General features: G+C 63.0%; 21 protein-coding genes. 4 read left to right on the forward strand and 17 right to left on the reverse strand.

The window, feature by feature from the left end; translation table 11 throughout:
- The first annotated feature begins 4 nt into the window (after nucleotides 1-4).
- Nucleotides 5-736, forward strand: coding sequence for an MBL fold metallo-hydrolase (locus AC5I5I_RS23635; protein ID WP_495977216.1), 732 nt, complete (start codon nucleotides 5-7; stop codon nucleotides 734-736).
- Nucleotides 737-839: 103 nt separating this feature from the next.
- On the opposite strand, the gene AC5I5I_RS23640 is transcribed toward AC5I5I_RS23635, so the two are convergent.
- The 3 genes from AC5I5I_RS23640 to AC5I5I_RS23650 form a co-directional block, all read right to left on the reverse strand.
- A complete protein-coding gene (locus AC5I5I_RS23640; RefSeq protein ID WP_495977218.1) occupies nucleotides 840-1,541 on the reverse strand; it encodes an SDR family NAD(P)-dependent oxidoreductase in 702 nt (233 codons plus the stop codon).
- A gap of 515 nt (nucleotides 1,542-2,056) precedes the next feature.
- Nucleotides 2,057-2,296, reverse strand: coding sequence for a hypothetical protein (locus tag AC5I5I_RS23645; RefSeq protein WP_495977219.1), 240 nt, complete (start codon nucleotides 2,294-2,296; stop codon nucleotides 2,057-2,059).
- Between the two features lie 62 nt (nucleotides 2,297-2,358).
- Nucleotides 2,359-3,921: a carboxyl transferase domain-containing protein gene (locus tag AC5I5I_RS23650; RefSeq protein ID WP_495977368.1), complete on the reverse strand. Its 1,563-nt coding sequence runs from the start codon at nucleotides 3,919-3,921 to the stop codon at nucleotides 2,359-2,361.
- 262 nt (nucleotides 3,922-4,183) lie between these two features.
- On the opposite strand from AC5I5I_RS23650, the gene AC5I5I_RS23655 reads away from it, so the two are divergent.
- Entirely contained in the window at nucleotides 4,184-4,819 is a 636-nt protein-coding gene (locus AC5I5I_RS23655; RefSeq protein WP_495977221.1) for a DUF1236 domain-containing protein, read from the forward strand.
- 202 nt (nucleotides 4,820-5,021) lie between these two features.
- Here the strand turns inward: AC5I5I_RS23655 and AC5I5I_RS23660 are convergent, their stop codons facing one another.
- The 4 genes from AC5I5I_RS23660 to AC5I5I_RS23675 form a co-directional block, all read right to left on the reverse strand.
- Nucleotides 5,022-5,774, reverse strand: a complete 753-nt coding sequence (locus AC5I5I_RS23660) for an endonuclease/exonuclease/phosphatase family protein (protein ID WP_495977223.1) — start codon at nucleotides 5,772-5,774, stop codon at nucleotides 5,022-5,024.
- Nucleotides 5,771-7,885: a VTT domain-containing protein gene (locus tag AC5I5I_RS23665; RefSeq protein WP_495977225.1), complete on the reverse strand. Its 2,115-nt coding sequence runs from the start codon at nucleotides 7,883-7,885 to the stop codon at nucleotides 5,771-5,773. Before AC5I5I_RS23665 ends, AC5I5I_RS23660 begins: the two co-directional genes overlap by 4 nt.
- A 68-nt stretch (nucleotides 7,886-7,953) precedes the next feature.
- Nucleotides 7,954-8,604 (reverse strand): glutathione S-transferase family protein, encoded by a 651-nt coding sequence (locus AC5I5I_RS23670; protein WP_495977227.1) that lies wholly within the window; start codon nucleotides 8,602-8,604, stop codon nucleotides 7,954-7,956.
- A gap of 107 nt (nucleotides 8,605-8,711) precedes the next feature.
- Nucleotides 8,712-9,119: a rhodanese-like domain-containing protein gene (locus tag AC5I5I_RS23675; RefSeq protein WP_495977229.1), complete on the reverse strand. Its 408-nt coding sequence runs from the start codon at nucleotides 9,117-9,119 to the stop codon at nucleotides 8,712-8,714.
- Nucleotides 9,120-9,530: 411 nt separating this feature from the next.
- On the opposite strand from AC5I5I_RS23675, the gene AC5I5I_RS23680 reads away from it, so the two are divergent.
- On the forward strand, nucleotides 9,531-10,214 hold the full coding sequence (locus AC5I5I_RS23680; protein WP_495977231.1) for a DUF599 domain-containing protein: 684 nt from the start codon (nucleotides 9,531-9,533) through the stop codon (nucleotides 10,212-10,214).
- Here the strand turns inward: AC5I5I_RS23680 and AC5I5I_RS23685 are convergent, their stop codons facing one another.
- From AC5I5I_RS23685 to AC5I5I_RS23720, 8 genes are all read right to left on the reverse strand, one after another.
- A complete protein-coding gene (locus tag AC5I5I_RS23685; RefSeq protein WP_495977233.1) occupies nucleotides 10,215-10,406 on the reverse strand; it encodes a hypothetical protein in 192 nt (63 codons plus the stop codon). It abuts the gene before it with no gap.
- Between the two features lie 71 nt (nucleotides 10,407-10,477).
- The gene (locus AC5I5I_RS23690) at nucleotides 10,478-11,311 is read right to left on the reverse strand and encodes a YdcF family protein (RefSeq protein WP_495977235.1); all 834 of its coding nucleotides are present in this window, start codon (nucleotides 11,309-11,311) and stop codon (nucleotides 10,478-10,480) included.
- A gap of 33 nt (nucleotides 11,312-11,344) precedes the next feature.
- Nucleotides 11,345-12,037 carry a ribonuclease activity regulator RraA gene (locus tag AC5I5I_RS23695; RefSeq protein ID WP_495977237.1) on the reverse strand — a complete coding sequence of 231 codons (693 nt, stop codon included), beginning with the start codon at nucleotides 12,035-12,037 and terminating at the stop codon, nucleotides 11,345-11,347.
- Nucleotides 12,038-12,052: 15 nt separating this feature from the next.
- Nucleotides 12,053-12,616 (reverse strand): VUT family protein, encoded by a 564-nt coding sequence (locus AC5I5I_RS23700; protein ID WP_495977239.1) that lies wholly within the window; start codon nucleotides 12,614-12,616, stop codon nucleotides 12,053-12,055.
- Nucleotides 12,613-13,329, reverse strand: a complete 717-nt coding sequence (queC, locus tag AC5I5I_RS23705) for a 7-cyano-7-deazaguanine synthase QueC (protein ID WP_495977241.1) — start codon at nucleotides 13,327-13,329, stop codon at nucleotides 12,613-12,615. The genes AC5I5I_RS23700 and queC overlap by 4 nt, the downstream gene beginning before the upstream one ends.
- Nucleotides 13,320-14,138 (reverse strand): aldo/keto reductase, encoded by an 819-nt coding sequence (locus AC5I5I_RS23710; protein ID WP_495977243.1) that lies wholly within the window; start codon nucleotides 14,136-14,138, stop codon nucleotides 13,320-13,322. Before AC5I5I_RS23710 ends, queC begins: the two co-directional genes overlap by 10 nt.
- 5 nt (nucleotides 14,139-14,143) lie before the next feature.
- Nucleotides 14,144-14,968: an aldo/keto reductase gene (locus AC5I5I_RS23715; RefSeq protein ID WP_495977245.1), complete on the reverse strand. Its 825-nt coding sequence runs from the start codon at nucleotides 14,966-14,968 to the stop codon at nucleotides 14,144-14,146.
- Between the two features lie 89 nt (nucleotides 14,969-15,057).
- Entirely contained in the window at nucleotides 15,058-15,930 is an 873-nt protein-coding gene (locus tag AC5I5I_RS23720) for an SDR family oxidoreductase (protein WP_495977246.1), read from the reverse strand.
- Between the two features lie 152 nt (nucleotides 15,931-16,082).
- On the opposite strand from AC5I5I_RS23720, the gene AC5I5I_RS23725 reads away from it, so the two are divergent.
- Nucleotides 16,083-16,445, forward strand: coding sequence for a winged helix-turn-helix transcriptional regulator (locus AC5I5I_RS23725; protein WP_495977370.1), 363 nt, complete (start codon nucleotides 16,083-16,085; stop codon nucleotides 16,443-16,445).
- An 11-nt stretch (nucleotides 16,446-16,456) separates the two neighbouring features.
- On the opposite strand, the gene AC5I5I_RS23730 is transcribed toward AC5I5I_RS23725, so the two are convergent.
- Both AC5I5I_RS23730 and AC5I5I_RS23735 read right to left on the reverse strand, forming a co-directional pair.
- The gene (locus AC5I5I_RS23730; RefSeq protein WP_495977250.1) at nucleotides 16,457-16,804 is read right to left on the reverse strand and encodes a helix-turn-helix domain-containing protein; all 348 of its coding nucleotides are present in this window, start codon (nucleotides 16,802-16,804) and stop codon (nucleotides 16,457-16,459) included.
- 91 nt (nucleotides 16,805-16,895) lie between these two features.
- Nucleotides 16,896-18,068, reverse strand: coding sequence for an isovaleryl-CoA dehydrogenase (locus AC5I5I_RS23735; protein ID WP_495977252.1), 1,173 nt, complete (start codon nucleotides 18,066-18,068; stop codon nucleotides 16,896-16,898).
- Nucleotides 18,069-18,075 lie beyond the last annotated feature (7 nt).

Raw genomic sequence — 18,075 nt, forward strand, 5'->3', positions numbered from 1 at the left:
TGACATGAAAGTGCAGCTCGCCGGCTGCGGCGACGCATTCGGGTCGGGTGGCCGGTTCAATACCTGCATCCATGTCGAGGACGGCGGGAGCTCCATCCTTCTCGACTGCGGCGCAAGCTCGCTGGTGGCGCTGAAGAAAGCCGGGATCGACCGCGGCGCGATCGACGCCATCCTCCTGACCCATTTCCACGCCGACCACTTCGGCGGGATTCCGTTTTTCATTCTGGACCAGCAGCTCAATGTGAAGCGAACGCGGCCGCTGCTGATCGCCGGGCCTCCGGGCCTGCGCGACTGGTACGCACGCGCCATGGCACTGGCTTTTCCGGGCGAGCGGACGCTGGCATTCGAGCTTGACCTGCGCGAGGTCGACATCGGTGTGGCGCAGCCGCTCGCCGGAATGCAGGTCACTCCGATTCACGTGAAGCATAATGACCGCGCCGGTCCCTGCCTCGCCTATCGGATCGAGAGCGAAGCCAAGACGCTATGCTATTCCGGTGATACCGAATGGACCAACGCGCTCATCGACGCCGCGCGCGGCGCCGACCTCTTCATCTGCGAATGCTACATGTACGAAAAGCTGCGGAAGTCGCACATGACGCTGACCGTGCTACGGCAACACCTGCCGGCGATCGGCGCAAAGCGCGTCATCCTCACGCATCTGAGCGAGGACATGCTGGCACATCTGGCCGATGTGGAGCTCGAATGCGCGGTGGATGGACTGGTGGTGGAGGTGTAGCCACAATCTCCTTCCGTTCGTCCCCGCGAAAGCGGGGACCCAGAGTCGAGAGCTGGATTCCCGCTTCCGCGGGAATGAGCTGAGTATAGAGCACGACCCTCCCTCAAAAATTTTCCACCCAAGGCCGCAATTCGACCTCCGAGGTCCAGGCGTTACGCCGCTGGCGCAGCACATCGAGATAGGTCTGCGCGATCGCATCGGGATCGAGCAACGAATCAGGTTTGTCGTCCGGCACCAGCCGGCGCTCCGAGCGGATGCCGCCATCGATCACGAAATGCGCAACATGGATACCCTGTGGCTGCAGTTCGCGCGCAAGGCTTTGCGACAGCCCGCGCAAGGCGAACTTGCCCATCGCGAACGGCGCCGACTTCGCGTAGCCCTTCACGCTGGCCGACGCGCCGGTGAAGAAGATGGCGCCATGCCGGTTGGGCAGCATGCGTTTTGCGGCCTGTTGCGCGACGAGGAAAGCGCCGAAGGCGGACACCGCAATGGCTTTTTCGACCTCCGCCGGCACCAGATCGACCAACGCGCCGCGCGTTCGGAAGCTCGCATTGTAGATCGCGACATCCGGTGCGCCGAGCGCGGCCTCGACGTCGGTGAATAGGCGCTCGACCTGCCCTTGATTTGACGCATCGCATTTGAAAACCTTCGCGCCAGTCTCGCCGGCAAGCGCGGCGAGGTCGTCCGGCGAGCGCGCGGCCAGCGCGATCTTGAGCCCGGCCTTCGCAAGCATCCGCGCGAGGGATGCGCTCAGGCCGGATCCTGCGCCCACGATCAGGGCAGTGCGGTATACCGCTGCGGACATCTAAAGAATTCCTGTTTTCTGAAACTACGCCTAGCGCACCAAAATCCCGAATGTACCACGACGATAAATTCCGTTCGGAAAGATCACTTCCAACGCGGCTGCGTCCGGGCCGGTATAGCCGCGTCGCGAGACGTAGATCGCCTTCACACCTGTCACCCCTCGGGCGTTGCAACGAGAGCGCGGGTTGTGAGCCGGAAAATTCGGAAACACCTTACCGCGTACGATGTTAACGCGGCCATGCGTTGGGGAAGAGACGACCCGCATCGTAATCGCTCCAGTGGGCGTACAATCCGGATTTGCCGCCCATGCCTGAGTGAGCAACATCGGCATTCCCGACGCTGCAACTTTTTGAGCATGCTGCGCTTGGGCTGAGCCTAGGCCGCAAACCAGTATGCATGCTACGGACAGAACTCGCATCGGACGTCCCCCTATTTCGCGGGCGGCATCCTATGCAAGTTAAGATTGCGCAGTCCAGTGCGACGCGGACGGGCGAACGCGCAGGCCGTATCGGTTGGCTACACGGCGCCGTGCACCTGCTCGCTGCCGCGATGATGCAGCGTTTTCGCAAGTGCCGACCGGGCAAGATGGGTGCCGTCGTCGCCTTCTATCAAAAGCGCAACCCGCCCGGTCGCCTTCAGGTGCTGGGCAAAGCTGACGGCCTCGTCCATCGAGGCGCATTCCTTGAACAGATGGCGGCCCTTGTCGAGCGGGCTGAGTGTTTCGGAACCTGCGGGCCCGGAATAGACGCGATACATGGCGGTCCTCCGTGTTGTCGTTGCCTGAGAAAGTCAACGCAAAGCCGACATCCCGGTTCCTCTCACATCCGAAACACTCCGAACCTCGTCTCTTCCACCGGCGCGTTCAGTGCTGCGGACAGCGCAAGCGACAACACGCGGCGCGTCTCGCCGGGCAGGATGATTCCGTCGTCCCAAAGCCGCGCCGTGGCATAATACGGGCTGCCCTCCCGCTCGTATTGTTCGCGAATGGGTTGCTTGAATTCCTCCTCCTCCACCTCGCTCCATGCGCCGCCGCCAGCCTCGATATTGTCGCGCCGCACGGTGGCAAGCACAGAGGCGGCCTGCTCGCCGCCCATCACCGAGATGCGGGCATTCGGCCACGTAAAGAGAAAGCGCGGGCCATAGGCGCGCCCGCACATGCCGTAATTACCGGCGCCGAACGAGCCGCCGACGATGAGGGTGATCTTGGGCACTCGCGCGTTGGCCACTGCCATCACCATCTTGGCGCCGTCCTTGGCGATGCCACCGGCCTCGTAATCGCGCCCGACCATGAAGCCCACGATATTCTGCAGGAACAACAGAGGGATCCGGCGCTGGCAGCACAGCTCGATGAAATGCGCCGCCTTCAGCGCGCTTTCCGAATAGAGAATGCCGTTATTGCCAATGATCCCGACCGGCATGCCGGACAGATGCGCGAAGCCGGTGACGAGCGTGGTGCCGTAGAGCTTCTTGAACTCGTCGAATTCCGACGCGTCGACGATGCGGGCGATGATCTCGCGCACGTCATATTGCTTCTTCAAGTCGGTCGGAACCAGACCCTGCAGCTCGGCTGCGTCATATAGCGGCTCGCGCGAAGCGATCAACGGAATGTCGACCCGCTTGACCGTGTTGAGATTGCCTGCGATGCGGCGCGCAATCGCCAGCGCGTGCTCGTCATTGTTTGCAAGATGATCGGCAACGCCGGATTTTCGCGTATGCACGTCGGCGCCGCCAAGGTCCTCCGCCGACACCACCTCCCCGGTCGCCGCCTTCACCAGCGGCGGGCCGCCGAGAAAGATCGTGCCCTGATTTTTTACGATCACCGACTCGTCCGACATGGCCGGCACATAGGCGCCGCCCGCGGTGCAGGACCCCATCACCACCGCGATCTGCGGAAGCCCGGCGGCGGACATCTGCGCCTGATTGTAGAAGATCCGGCCGAAATGATCGCGGTCGGGAAACACGTCCGTCTGGTTCGGCAGATTGGCGCCGCCGGAATCGACCAGATAGATGCAAGGCAGCCGGTTCTCGCGCGCGATCTCCTGCGCGCGGATATGCTTCTTTACCGTCATCGGATAATAGGTGCCGCCCTTGATGGTAGCGTCGTTGCACACGATCATGCATTCGCGGCCAGACACCCGGCCGATCCCGGTAATGATGCCGGCGGCCTGGATGTCGTCGTCATACATGCCGTAGGCGGCAAGCGGCGACAGTTCCAGAAACGGCGAGCCCGGATCGATCAGGCGCATCACGCGCTCGCGCGGCAGCAGCTTGCCGCGTGACACATGGCGTTCGCGCGATTTCTCATTGCCGCCGAGTGCTGCGGCCGCGCGCGCCGCCCTCACTTCGTCGATCAGCAGCTGCCATTGCCCGGCATTGATCAGAAACTCGCGCGAGCGGGTGTCGACCACAGATTCGATGCGCGCCACGCCACCCTCCCCGATTCTCAAGGAACGGAACTATGCCGCGATGCGAAGCGATTGGCCACAAGCGGGAGCAATGAAACACAATGTTGCCGGAAGTGATCGCGCAGCCGCAATTCGCCGCACGCATGGGGAACGGTGCCTTCCGCAGCACGTTGAAAGCGCGACCGGTGCGTGCCGGAGCACGGGGTTCATGAACAAAAGCAACGACAGGAGTCACCCCATGAGGTCTCGATTACTCGTTTCAGTTTCCGCCGCAGCACTGATCGCGGGCGCAGGGCTCGCGCATGCGCAGGACAAGGGCCCGGCCGCAGCGCCGCAGACCACTTCGCCGGCGCAGCAATCCACCACACCTTCGCAGCCGGGTGGCAGCGGGGCCCCGGGCGGACAGATGCAGCAGCGCCAGGAAGCGCCTCCGGCCCGCGCCCAGCAGGACATGAATCGCGGCGAGCAGAAGCAGCAACGCACGCAGGAACAGCGTGAACAGCGTCAGGATCGCGCACAGGACAAATCCTCGCCGAAGGCTGACCGTAACACCACTGACACCAAGTCGGATCGCAAGGGCGACGCGACGACCGGACAGGGTGCCGCCGGTTCTGGCAGCGCCTCGCTGACCAGCGAACAGCGCAGCAAGATTTCCACGAACATTCGCCAGACGAACGTGAAGCGCGAAACTAACGTGAACTTCAACATCTCGGTCGGGACGACGGTCCCGCGTACGGTCACGCTCCATGCGCTGCCGCCTACAGTCGTCGAGGTCTATCCGCAGTGGCGCGGTTATCGCTTCGTGCTGGTCGAGGATGAAATCATCATCATCGAGCCGAGCAGCTACCGGATTGTCGCGGTCATCGACGCCTAGCCTGCTGAGCTGGGTAATCCGCCGGGGCGAATTCAAGGCTCCGGCGGAACCCTGTACCGACTCGGGCGTTGCCCTCGTGGACGGTCACAAATTGTTAATGATTGCTTGCGATAGTCTGTAAAGTTTCGATGCGCGCGGGACGGATGTACTCCCGGTGTCGCGCGTCGGATGGGAAGCCCGGCCAGCGGCCGGGTTTTCTGTTTCAGGGGACTGCCATCGGGGGTGCGATGCTCGGGGCGAGCATCATGTCTTCGCCCTCCTCCGCAATCAGCAGATCGCCGATGCATGGCAGATGGTCTGAGATGCTCTGCGCCTCCGGGTCACTCCAGGTCTGGACCAGGATGCCGCGCGGTCGGCAATAGATACGATCGAGCCGCAGCAGCGGCCAGCCCGATGGAAAGGTGCGATGCCGGGATCGGTCCGGCAGGACGCGCGCGAGAACCCGGCGCACCGAACCCGGCCAGAACCAGTCGTTGAAATCGCCCAGCAGGACAAACGGCGTGTGCTCCCCGATGATATCGAGCAGCACCCGCACCTGACGCTGGCGTTCGCGCATGCTGAGGCCAAGATGGGTGGCTGCGACGTGCAAGGCCCCCTGCGGCGTGTCGATACAGGCGCGGATGGCGCGCCGCGGCTCGAATTCGCCATAGGAGATATCGCGCACCTCGCTGTCGCGCAGCGGCCAGCGGCTCATCAGCATCTGGCCATAGGCGCCGTCCGCGGTGACGATCGACTTCGCGCCGATCCCGTAATGGCCAAGCGCCTCCTGCAGCATCACGAACGGGTCGATCCCCGCCTGCCGTCGCGAATCCACCTCCTGCAGCGCAACGATATCGGGATCGGCGCGCAGGATCAGCGCCACGACCTTCTGCAGGTCGAAGCGCGGATTGCGGCCGAGCGCACCGTGGATATTCCAGGTCATCACGCGGATGGCGCGCCGCCGTTCGACACTCAAGAAGCGCTTCCATATTTCGAAACGGCGGCCTGGAGGCCGAAAACCATCGCAATCCAGACGGCGAATAGCAGCGCTGCGATAGCGATCTCCGTTGGGTTCGGCGACGTGAACAGGCGCATGATCTGGCTGCCGAGAAGCGACATCACGACCAGACCGGGAAGCAGCCCGAGCGCGGTACCGACAATGTAATGCCAGAGCCTGATACCGCTCGCGCCGGCAACAAGATTGACCAGCGTGAACGGAGCGATCGGCACCAGCCGTATCGCAACAACCGCGATCAGTCCCTGCCGTGCGATCTTGTTGCGAATTTCGTTCAGGCGTTTGCCGAGCACGCTTTTCAGGGCGTCGCGGCCGACGGCGGCCCCGATCCCATAGGTGAGGATCGCGCTCGCCAGCGCACCCGCGAGCGCGTAGCCGAAGCCGGTCCAAGGCCCGAAACTTGCGGCCGTTGCCGCGATCAGGATCGTCACGGGGAAGGCGACGAGCCCGCCGGCGACAAAAGCCGCGATCACTGCGAACGGGGCCCACGACGTCTCCGCCACATCGGCGGCCAGATCCTGCAACTGATCCACGTCAGCCAATTCGGCCAGTGGCGTCGTATTCCAGGCCAGCGTCAGCGCCACCACAACGAGACCGGCGAGCGCAAACTTCCACGCATGACTGGAAAACATCCCGGCCGCGGAACTCCGGCGCCATCCCGTCAGCCATCGCCATGACAGCGGCTTTGGCGGATCGGCAATAGCCTCGATATAGGCCGGTTCGGTGCTATCCGGTTCGCCGTCGTCGATCGGGCGCAGCGCGTGGCCGTTCCGCGACAGAATATCGGCGACCTGTGTGATCGATCCGCCGTCGTCCAGCAGTTCGGCAACATCATGCGCGCTCGCGCCGCAATGCTCGCCGAGCAGTCTGTTCCTGAGTTCGCCGATCGCGGTGCGCTGTGTCTCGTTGCCTGCCTCGATCACAATGTCGCATTCGGTGTCCGTCCCCATCGAGCGATTGTTGAGGTTGGCGGACCCGATGCGAAGCAACCGGTCGTCGATCGCCATCACCTTCGAATGCACCATCGTGTCGACGCTCGCGCCGTCCTGCTGGACTTGCGGATGCACGAACCGCACGCGGTCGAACACGCCTGCGTCCTCCAGAATGCGACGGAAGCGGATGCGCCCGTTGCGCATGGTGTGGGACTCAATCCAGGACTCCGGCGTGTTCGGCGCCACCAATACGGCCTCGAGGTCGCGGCGCTGGCGCATGCGCTGCGCCAGACGCCGGGCGATGGCATCGCACGTCATGAACTGGTTTTCGACATAGATGGTGCGCTCTGCAGCGTCGATCATGTCGAGGAAAAGGCGTTCGACCTCACGGATCTCCGGCGCCCCCTCGCGCTGCGGATAGGTACGCGCGATGCCGATATCGACATCGGTGAAATCGGGGACGACGCTGTCCGGCCAGCAATCCGTGGCAACGGCCGGCACCTCCGGTTCCAGGCATCGCGCCCGGCGCCAGCGGTCGCGAAAGAGATCGCCCAGGGCCTTCGCCGCCGCGCCATCCATCACGGCCTGTACGTCATGGAAGGGCCGATAGGGATGGCCCGACGGATCGTGCCGCAAGTCGTTGTTGATGTCGTGATCCGGCGTATCCCAACGGCGGATCGTCAGATCGAGCCCGCCCGAATAGGCGACAGCGTCGTCCACCACCACGATCTTCTGATGCTGCGAGCAGCCAAGCGGCAGGTCGTCATCGAGACAAAAGCGGATCTGGTCCGGCGTTCTCCAGTTCAGCGACAGGGTCGGAAAAACCTCGCGCTCCAGGGAATAGAGAACCGAGAAGTCCCACAGAAGCAGATGGATCGTCAGGTCTGGCCGGCGTTGCGCGATGGCGGAGAGAAATTCCGCCAGGGTGTCCGGCAGGCCATCATCGGGTTTGCCGGACGCACCGACCAAGCGCATGCGGCTGTCGATGTCCCAACCGGCGATATAGATGCAGTGTTTCGCTTTGAGCAGACTCTCGCGCAGCGCCGCGAAATAGGCAGCGCCATCGACCAGCATGGCTGCCCGACCGGCGCGCTCCACGCGCCAGACATTCCTGTTCTTGCGCAGCAGACTGGTCGGCATTGCACGCGTTCACGTTCGTATGGAACAGGAAAACGCCGCGATGCAGCAGAGGTTCCGTCCGCGTCACCTCAATCCATTTCGTTCCCGGGCATGACCCAGGGTTCGGCGATCCCTGCGGCTCGCCATTCCTGCCACGCGGGAAGAGCAATCATGGCCGCCATATAGGCTTCGCAGGCCGCCCCGACGCCAATCTCGTAGCTCGCAAAGCGAGAAACGACCGGTGCATACATGGCGTCGGCAGCACTGAAGCGTCCGAACAGGAAAGGCCCGCCCTCCCCGAAGCGCGCCCGGCAGTCCGTCCAGATCTCCGAAATCCGCGTCACGTCGGCATCGACCTCGGCGGTAAGGTCGCGCTTTCTGGTGCGGCGCATGTTCATCGGACAATGTCGCCGGAGCGGTCCGAAGCCCGCATGCATTTCGGCCGAGATGGCGCGGGCGTGCGCGCGCGCTTGCGGATCGTCGGGCCAAAGCTGCGTCTTGGGGAAACGCTCGGCGAGATGGTCAAGAATCGCGAGCGATTCCCAGACCGTCATGTCGCCGTCGATCAGGACCGGCACCTTGCCGGTGGGCGAATAGCGGAGGATCCGCTCGCGGCTCCCGGGCTCATAGAGCGGGATCACTTCCTCCTCGAAGTCGAGCCCTGCATGGCGCATCGCGATCCACGGCCGTAGCGACCAGGATGAATAATTCTTGTTACCGAGAATGAGCTTCAGCGCCATCGGTGCCTCTCGATGCAAGCGAACGATCCTGCATGGGTGCCTCTCCGTTCCCGCGCAAGCGAAAAGAAATGATTGCGTCGATCAGGCGCGTGAATGGAGCCAGTCACTTACGCCTTGGCAGGCGGTTCCTCGATCGGGCCGCCAGCCTTCTTCCACGCCCCGAAACCGCCGCGGATATGTGCGACCGGCTTCAGCCCCATCGTCTGCGCGGTATGAGCGGCGAGCGCGGAGCGCATCCCGCCTGCGCAAAAGAACACGTATTTCCTGTCCTGCGCGAAAACCGGCTTGTGATACGGACTTTCCGGATCGATCCAGAATTCCAGCATGCCGCGCGGACAGTGAAAGGCGCCCGGCACCTTGCCGTCGCGCTGCAATTCGCGGATGTCGCGGATATCGACCAGCAGCACGTCCTCCTTGCCATGCAGACCGATGGCCTGCTCAACCGAAAGATTTTCGATGTCCTTTTCGGCTTCTTCGACAAGCGACTTGACGCTCTTGGTGATGCTTTGAGTCATGGCGCAACCTTTTCCGGTCACGTCGTAACTCCCAAAATCAGGGTCGGCGTTCAAGTCAAAACAAAAGCGGCGCGGAAACGCCGCGCCGCCATGATCCGGATTGACGCTTGCGAACGTTACATCGCGGCGTAAACCGCGACCACCAGGACGACAAGAAGCGCCCCGCCCGTCCACAGAGCCGTGGACAGCATGGATCCCTGAGGTGCTGCGGTTGTTGGGTCTGGTCGTGTGCCATAGGCCGTCTCCTCGTTTGCTGCGGAGGGCCACTGCAAGGAGCTCGTGGCTCCACCGTAGTCCATACTACGACTTTAGTCTAACATAGGCAGGTCAGTTTAATTACAATTACAGGTTGCATTTGCACAGGTGCGACAATTCGCGAGGATGCTGACCGAGCTGCATATCGAGTCGCCCATGCCCCTGTTCACGATCCCCGATCTTCTCGCGCTCTCCTTCTTCGTCGTCTGCTGGCTCGGCTACGCGCTGGTTCTCGAATGGACCAAGCATGGAGAAACCGGCCTCAACGCCCGCATGCACGTCTATCGCGAGAACTGGATGCAGGAGATGTTGCGGCGCGACATGCGCATGGTCGACGCCCAGATCATGGCGTCGCTGCAGAACGGCACCGCGTTCTTTGCGTCGACCTCCCTGATCGCGGTCGGCGGCACCCTCACCATCCTGCGCTCGACCGACGATCTCATCACTATCGTGTCGACCTTGCCATTCGGCGTTCAGACGACGCGCATGCTGTGGGAGATCAAGGCGATCGGACTGGCCGTAATCTTCGTCTATGCCTTCTTCAAATTCGCCTGGTCGTACCGGCTCTACAACTATGTTGCGATCATGATCGGCGCGATGCCGCCGTCTGCGGAAAAGGACCAGCCGGAAGCGAAACAGCACGCGCTCAGGACCAGCCGGCTGTGCGAGTCGGCAGGCCGGCACTTCAACCGCGGCCAGCGCGCGTTCTTCTTCGCGCTCGGCTATCTCGGGTGGTTCGTGTCCCCCTGGCTGCTATTCGCGAGCACCGCAGCGATCGTCGTGGTGATGTGGGGCCGGCAATTCACGTCCGACGCCAGCAAATCGGTGGCTGCGGAATGATCAGTCGAGCGCGATCGCAATCCACGCGCAGGACACCAGTGCCACGGACAACCCGGTCGCGATATTCAGAAGCAGCAATTCGCGCTTCTGCCGCCGCGCCTCGGCATCCTCCATCTCCTGGTCGATGCCCTGGCTGACACCGGGTACCGCCGAAATTCCGTCGACCGGTATAACGCGTGCCTCGATCCGCATTCCGAGCCCTCCGCCCTGACGAATCGGAGTCTCGGCAAAAATGTTTTCGAATTGGTAACCGTAACGCGGCGTTAAGGCCGGCAGCCGTCCGCAGCCTTGTCGCAGCCAGCCGACGCGTGCGGGCCCGGGAATAGTTCGCTGGTCCGCCCGGTGAGCCAGTAGACGATCAGGCCGGCCCACTCATGCATCGCCGCGTCAGTGCGGGCGAGCCCGGCGGCGAGCGAGCCGAAGGGCCCGGTGAGATCGGCCACGCCTCTTGTCCGAAAATCCACTGGGTGAGCCTCGACCGGAAAGCCGGCCTTGCGGAAGATGCCGACCGAGCGCGGCATGTGATGGGCCGAGGTTACCAGCAACCAGCGCTCGGCCGGCTTGGGTTGCACCAGCTCCTTGGTGAAGACGGCATTTTCGACCGTATTGCGGGCACGGTTCTCCAGGGTGATGCGATCGCGGGGAATGCCGAAGCTTTCGAACAGATCAGTGACGAAATCGGCCTCGGTCGCGCCCCCGAATAGCCGGCCGCTGCCGCCGGTGAAGACGATCCGCGCGTTCGGGTGTTCACGCGCAAGCTTCGCCGTTGCCGTCATTCGCTCCGCCGCCTCGTTGAGCGCAATCTCGTTACGGGCGGCCGAGACGTCGGGAGACACGGCGCCGCCGAGGACCACAATGCCGTGCGGCGGGCCCCTCTTCGCATCCCATTTCGGGAAGCGCTCTTCCAGCGGCAGCATCAGCGCATTGCCAACCGGCGCGATGCCGACAACCACGAGCAGGAGAATCGCGCCGATCACGAGCCCCTGCCCGAACCTGCGAAAGCGCGTGCGCATGAGCAGGATGCCAGCGAGCGCCAATACGATGAGAAGATTGGATGGCAGCGCGAAGAAGCCGAGGATTTTCGACAGCCCGAACATCGCTATCTCTTCGTGGCTCCGGCCATCGCACAGCTATTTTTTCGCCCGCTCGGCTTCGTAGCGCTTCCGCGTTTCGTCATTCATCGGATAGAGGCCGGGCAGCGCCACGCCCTTTTCCACCTCGCGGACCACCCACTCCTCATAGATCTCGTGTTCCGCGCCCTCCTTGGCGACGGTCTCGACCATCGCCTGCGGAATCACCACCGCGCCATCGTCGTCGGCGACAATCACGTCATCTGGAAAAATCGCGCAGCCGCCGCAACCGATCGGTTCGTTCCAGCCGACGAAGGTCAGGCCGTTGACCGATGCGGGCGCGGCAATGCCGGCGCACCAGAGTGGCAATCCGGTCTTGAGGACGCCAGTCTTGTCGCGCATCACGCCGTCGGTGATCAGCGCCTGCACGCCGCGCTTGACCATGCGCATGACGAGAATGTCACCGAAAATTCCGGCGCTCTGCACCCCCATCGCGTCGGCGATCGCGATACACCCCTCCGGCATGGCCTCGATCGCGGCACGCGTAGAAATCGGCTTGCCCCAGCTTTCCGGCGTCGCGAGATCCTCGCGCACCGGGACGAAGCGGAGCGTGAAGGCGGGCCCCACGACGCGCTTGCCGCCGGGCACGAGCGGCATCGGTCCGCTCATCCAGCTGTGACGGATACCGCGCTTGAGCAGGATCGTCGTGATAGTCCCGGTGGTGATGTGACGCAGGTCGTCGAGCGCACTCATTTGTCTATCCCTCGATCACGCCGGGCTGAGGCCGATCTGTTCGTCGCGGCGCCGCAGATAAAGAATGAACGGCACGGCCAGCAGCACCATCCAGGCCTTGCCCACCACCTGTCCGGCCAGGAAATCAAGCGAGCCGAAAGCAAGCCACAGGAACACGATCGAATCCACAATGAGACCGACAATGCTCGATGCGACGACCGCCGCCAGAAACCGGCGCTCCTGCAACGGCGTGTAGACGGCAAGGTCTGCAAATTCGGAGATCAGATACGCGGCGGCCGACGCCGTGACCAGCGCGAGCGGCGCGACCAGTCCGGAGATCCCGGCACCGATCAGGATGGCGGCGACCGCCGCGATCAGACCGAGACGCCTCTGCACGAGATCCCGCAGCACCAGCGCCACACCGACCATCAGCACGCCGGACGGCGCCATCAATCCGGGCGCGACGGGAATGAGACAGGGACCGTCACGGGTGCAGACGGTGCCGACATTATAAATCATCCAGTTCGCCACCGGAATGGTCAGACAGAACAGCAGAAAAAATACCGAGCCCTCGACCCAGCGGCGCGTCTCGTTCGTCATTGACGTTTGCATTCCTCTTTCCATTTGGCGTAACCCGCCGCGCGCAATTCGCAGGCCGGACACTCGCCGCAACCATAGCCCCAATCATGGCGGAGCGAGCGGTCACCGAGATAGCAGCTATGCGTCAGTTCGACGACCGCCTGCACCAGCCGCTCGCCGCCGATCTCCTCAGCCAGCGCGAAGGTGGCCGCCTTGTCGATCCACATCAGCGGCGTATGCACCACGAATCGGCGGTCCATGCCAAGCGTCAACGCCACCTGCATCGCCTTGATGGTGTCGTCGCGGCAATCCGGATAGCCGGAATAGTCGGTTTCGCACATCCCGGCGACCAGATGCCGGGCGCCGCGGCGATAGGCCAGCGCGGCCGCAAAGGTGAGGAAAACCAGGTTGCGGCCGGGCACGAATGTCGTCGGCAGACCGCTATCCGCCATTTCGATCGCGACATCGCGGGTCAGTGCGGTATCCGAAATCTGACCGAGCGACGCGAGATCGATCATATGGTCGTTGCCCAGACGCTGCGCCCAGTTTGCGTCGAGCCCGCGCAGGGTTTCGCGCAAGGCCGGCCTGACATCCAGCTCGACGGCATGCCTCTGACCATAATGGAAGCCGACGGTTTCGACCGTTTCGAACCGTTGCAAAGCCCAGGCTAGACAGACTGTCGAATCCTGTCCTCCGGAAAACAGCACCAAAGCGGTTTCGCCGCTCAGTCCCATTTCGGCGACCAGGCCCAGTCGACCAGCCGCCCGCCGGCATGCGCGAGCCTTCCGATCTCTGCCATTTCCGCCTCGGTCAGACTGAAATCGAAGATCGCGATATTCTCGGCCAGCCGTTCGACCTTGCTCGTGCGCGGGATCGCGCCGACCCCCTGCTGGACCAGCCAGCGCAGAGAGACCTGTGCCCCGGTCTTGCCATAGGACTGGCCGATGCGGGTGAGCACGGAATCGCTTTTCGTGCTGCCCTTCGCGATCGGAGAATAAGCCACCGCCGCCATGCCATGCGCGCGGCATGCGGCAAGAACCTTGGACTGGTCGAGATAGGGGTGAAACTCGAACTGGTTGCAGACCAGGCGATCGCCCGACAGCCGGCTCGCCTCCTCGATCAGCGCCACCGTGTAATTGGAGACACCGATATTGCGCACCAGGCCGTCGCGCTTCATTTCAACCAGCGCATCGATGGTCTCGGCGAGCGGAATACCCTTGTTGGGCCAATGCAGCAGAAGCAGGTCTATCTCGCCGAGCCGCAATGCGCCGACGGATTCCTTCACCGATCGTGCCAGCAGCATCGGCGCGAGATTGTCGGGTGAAACCTTGGTGGTAACGAACACCTCGTCGCGCTTGATGCCGGAGGCGCGGATACCCTCGCCCACCTCGCGTTCGTTGCCGTACATCTGCGCGGTGTCGAAATGCCGGTAGCCCAGCCGTACCGCCTGCTCGACGATCCGCGCGCAATCGCGGCCGCGCAGTTCCCAGGTTCCAAGGCCGATGGCCGGAATATGCGCGCCCTTGGCGTCGAGATACATCATCGCGGTCAGCTATCCCATTTTGGAGATTGCGCGGGCTTCACGATGCGACCGTCCGGCTCGGCGAGATTGCGGATCGCCGTCATCTCCGACTCCGCCAGCATGAAATCGAAAATGTCGACATTGGCCTTGAGCTTGTCCGGCGTCGCGGTGCGCGGGATCGGAATCACACCTTCCTGCACCAGGAAGCGGAGCGCGATCTGCGCCTCGCTTTTGTTGTGCGTCTTGGCGATACGTTCGAGCACCGCATTGCCGGGAATGCGTCCGCGCCCCAGCGGACAATAGCCGGTCACCGAAATACCGCGGCCCTTGCAATAGGCCAGGATGGTGCGGTGATCGAGAAACGGATGCGTCTCGATCTGATTGTTGACGATCGGCTCGTCGGCGAGTTTTTCGGCTTCTTCCAGAAGCGCCATCGTGAAGTTGGCGACGCCGATATGGCGCGTCTGTCCGTTGCGCTTGGCCTTGCACAAGGCAGGGATATAGATCTCCGGCGGAATATCGGGATTGGGCCAGTGGATCAGCAGCAGGTCCACATGCGGAAGGTCGAGCCGTTTCAGGCTGGCCTCGACCGACGCCTCGAAGTCGCCCGGGGCAAGGTCAATGTGACGGACCTTGGTTGTCAGGAAGATCTCGTCGCGCGGCACCCCGGACTTGCGGATGCCCTCCCCGACCTCGGCCTCGTTGTCATAGAAGGCGGCGGTGTCGATATGGCGATAGCCCATTTTCAGGGCAGCGGCGACGGCCTCGACACAGATGTCGCCCTTCAGCGTCATCGTGCCGAGCCCAATGGCCGGAATCCGCGCCCCCTTGACTTCGACCACTGGAACCATTCGCACGCCCCCTATTTCAATCGCGCGGGAGAATGCCGTGCCGGACGGCCGCTGCCAAGCGTGGCCGCGATGCGCCCGGGAAAACTCGATCAACCGGCGAGAGCAGCGGCCACGGATCGCGCCATTGGGGTGGTCGGACGCCCGATCAGGAAGCTCAACTGCCGTCCGCCGTTGAACAGCGAATCGTTCGCGGACTTTGCGGAGCTTTCGGCAATCAACCCGGCAAACGCTTCCGGCAAACCGGCATTCTGCAGTGCAGCCTTGTATTCAGGCTCCGGCATATCCCTGTAGATGACCGGCTTGCCGGATTGCCGCGCGATCTCGGCCGCGTAGTCCGAAAGTGTAAAGCTCGTATCGCCCGCAAGCTCGTAGATTTTGCCGGCCTGACTTTCGCGACTTGACAGCACCGCCGCTGCGGCGGCCGCATAATCGGTGCGCGCGGCGGATGAGATGCGTCCATTCTGCGCCGAACCCAGTACGGCACCGTACTGAATGGCCGCAGCGATATTGCCGGTATAGTTTTCCGTATACCAACCGTTGCGCAACAACACGAATGGAAGACCGGATGCGCGGATCAGCGCTTCGGTCTCGCGATGTTCCACCGCCAATGCAAGCGGGCTGACATCCGCATGCAATATGCTCGTATAGGCCAGGAGCCTGACGTGAGCCGCCCTCGCGGCATCGATGACATTGCGATGCTGGGGTACGCGGCGCCCCACCTCGCTCAAAGAAATCAGGAGCAACTTGTCGACGCTTTGGAGCGCCGTTCTCAGGCTCGCAGGGTCGTCATAATTGGCAACACGCAGTTCGACGCCGCGATCAGCCAGATCCTGTGCCGCCGCCGCGTTCCGCACCAGGCCGATCACGCGAACGGCAGGCGCCAGCGTGAGCAGATTGGCAATGACGAGCCGCCCCAAGTGGCCGGTCGCTCCGGTGATGGCAATTGTTTCGGTCGTTGTCATGGTTGGACTCCAGGTCTATATTTGAGACCTTGTCCACTTATGAGACCTAATCGAATTAGGGAAGGAGGCAGAATTTCGTGACCGGGTTACGCACCAATAACCTCCGCCGGGCTCATGAGAGCCTTGCCAAGCGGTTCGATGCCTGGAGCGGCATGAAATTCGACCCGGTGCGGTGTCCGGTGCGGAGTATCTTGGACCACCTCGGCGACAAATGGACGACGCTGATCGTGATCGTGCTGGCGCTCAAGCCCCATCGCTTTAGCGAAATCCAACGTGCAATCCCGGACATCTCGAAGCGCATGCTGACGCAGACGCTGCGCGACCTCGAGCGCGATGGGCTGATTGCGCGCCGCGTCTTCCCGACCAAGCCGCCGAGCGTCGACTATCGTTTGACCGAACTCGGAGAGTCGCTGCTTGAACCTCTGGTCGCATTGATCACCTGGGCCGAGAAAACCCAGACCAAAATCGCAGCGGCTCGCACAGTCTACGATGCGGCAGACGCGGCGCGAGACTGAATCACGTCAGACTAATGCTTCTTGCCGAGAACTTCGAACGCGACCGCGGGCGCGCCTTCGATAACGCGCAGCAAAGCGCGTGCGGGACCGCGCGGCGAGCGCTTGCCCTGCTCCCAGTTTCGCACGGTCTCGACCGGCACGCCGATGCGGGCGGCAAACTCGGCCTGCGTCATGCGCGCCGCCGCACGGATGGCGCGTGCATAAGCGGCGTCGCCTCCAGCAGGACCGGGTGAAGCGGTCGCGGTGAATTGCGGGAAATGGCTGGACTCGGACACCGTCCGTTCGCTGCCATCGGGAAGAACTTCGACGATGCGGCCGTCGGCCTTGAGGCGCAATCGCAGATCGGGCTTTCCAGTCATGCCCGCATGATCCACGCAATCGTTCAATGAACCATTAACGCTGTGGCCCGGTGGCTGCGCTCGGCGCGCGTCGTGCTTTTCATCGCAACGATCACCGCGTCTTCTCAAAAATCTCCCGTCCGATCAGCATGCGGCGGATCTCGCTGGTCCCCGCGCCGATCTCGTAAAGCTTGGCGTCACGCAGAAGCCGGCCGGCCGGGAATTCGTTGATATAGCCGTTGCCACCGAGCGCCTGTATCGCTTCCAGCGCCATCTGGGTTGCGCGCTCCGATGCGAACAGGATCGCACCGGCCGCATCTTCGCGGGTTGTGCGGCCCTCATCGCAGGCTTTGGCCACAGCATAGACATAAGACTTTGCCGCGTTCATGCCGACATACATATCCGCGATCTTGGCCTGCATGAGCTGGAAGCGGCCGATCGACTGGCCGAATTGCTTGCGGTCGTGGATATACGGGATCACCAGATCGATTGCGGCCTGCATCAGTCCGAGCGGACCCGCGGCGAGCACGACGCGCTCGTAGTCCAGGCCGGACATCAGGATGTTGACGCCGTTGCCGACAGCGCCGAGCACATTTTCCTGCGGCACCTCGCAATCTTGAAACACGATCTCACTGGTGTCGGAGCCGCGCATCCCGAGCTTGTCGAGCTTCTGGGCGGTGGAGAAGCCCTTGAACTTCTTCTCGACCAGAAAGGCGGTGATGCCGCGTGCGCCGGCGGTCGCATCGGTCTTGGCATAGACCACGATGGTGTCGGCGAGCGGACCGTTGGTGATCCACATCTTGGAGCCGTTCAGGATGTACTTCGTGCCCTTCCTGTCGGCGCGGGTGCGCATCGACACCACGTCCGAGCCCGATCCCGGCTCCGACATCGCCAGCGCGCCGACATGGGCGCCGGATATCAGCTTCGGCAGATAGCGCTTCTTCTGGTCGGCGGTCCCGTTCCGGCGGATCTGGTTCACGCAGAGATTGGAATGCGCTCCATAAGACAGACCGACCGAGCCCGAGGCGCGTGAAATCTCCTCCATCGCCACGCAATGTTCGAGATAGCCGAGCCCAGCCCCGCCTAGCTTCTCCTCGACCGTGATGCCGAGAAGGCCAAGCTCCCCGAGCTTCGGCCACAGGTCGCGTGGGAATTCGTTCTGGCGGTCGATCTCGTCGGCACGCGGCGCAATCTTCGCCTGCGAGAACCGGCGGACGCTATCGCGCAGCATGTCGACGTCTTCGCCAAGTCCGAAATCGAACCCGGTCCAGCTGTTGGAAATCATGGGCCGC

The organism is Pseudorhodoplanes sp. (assembly GCF_059499825.1).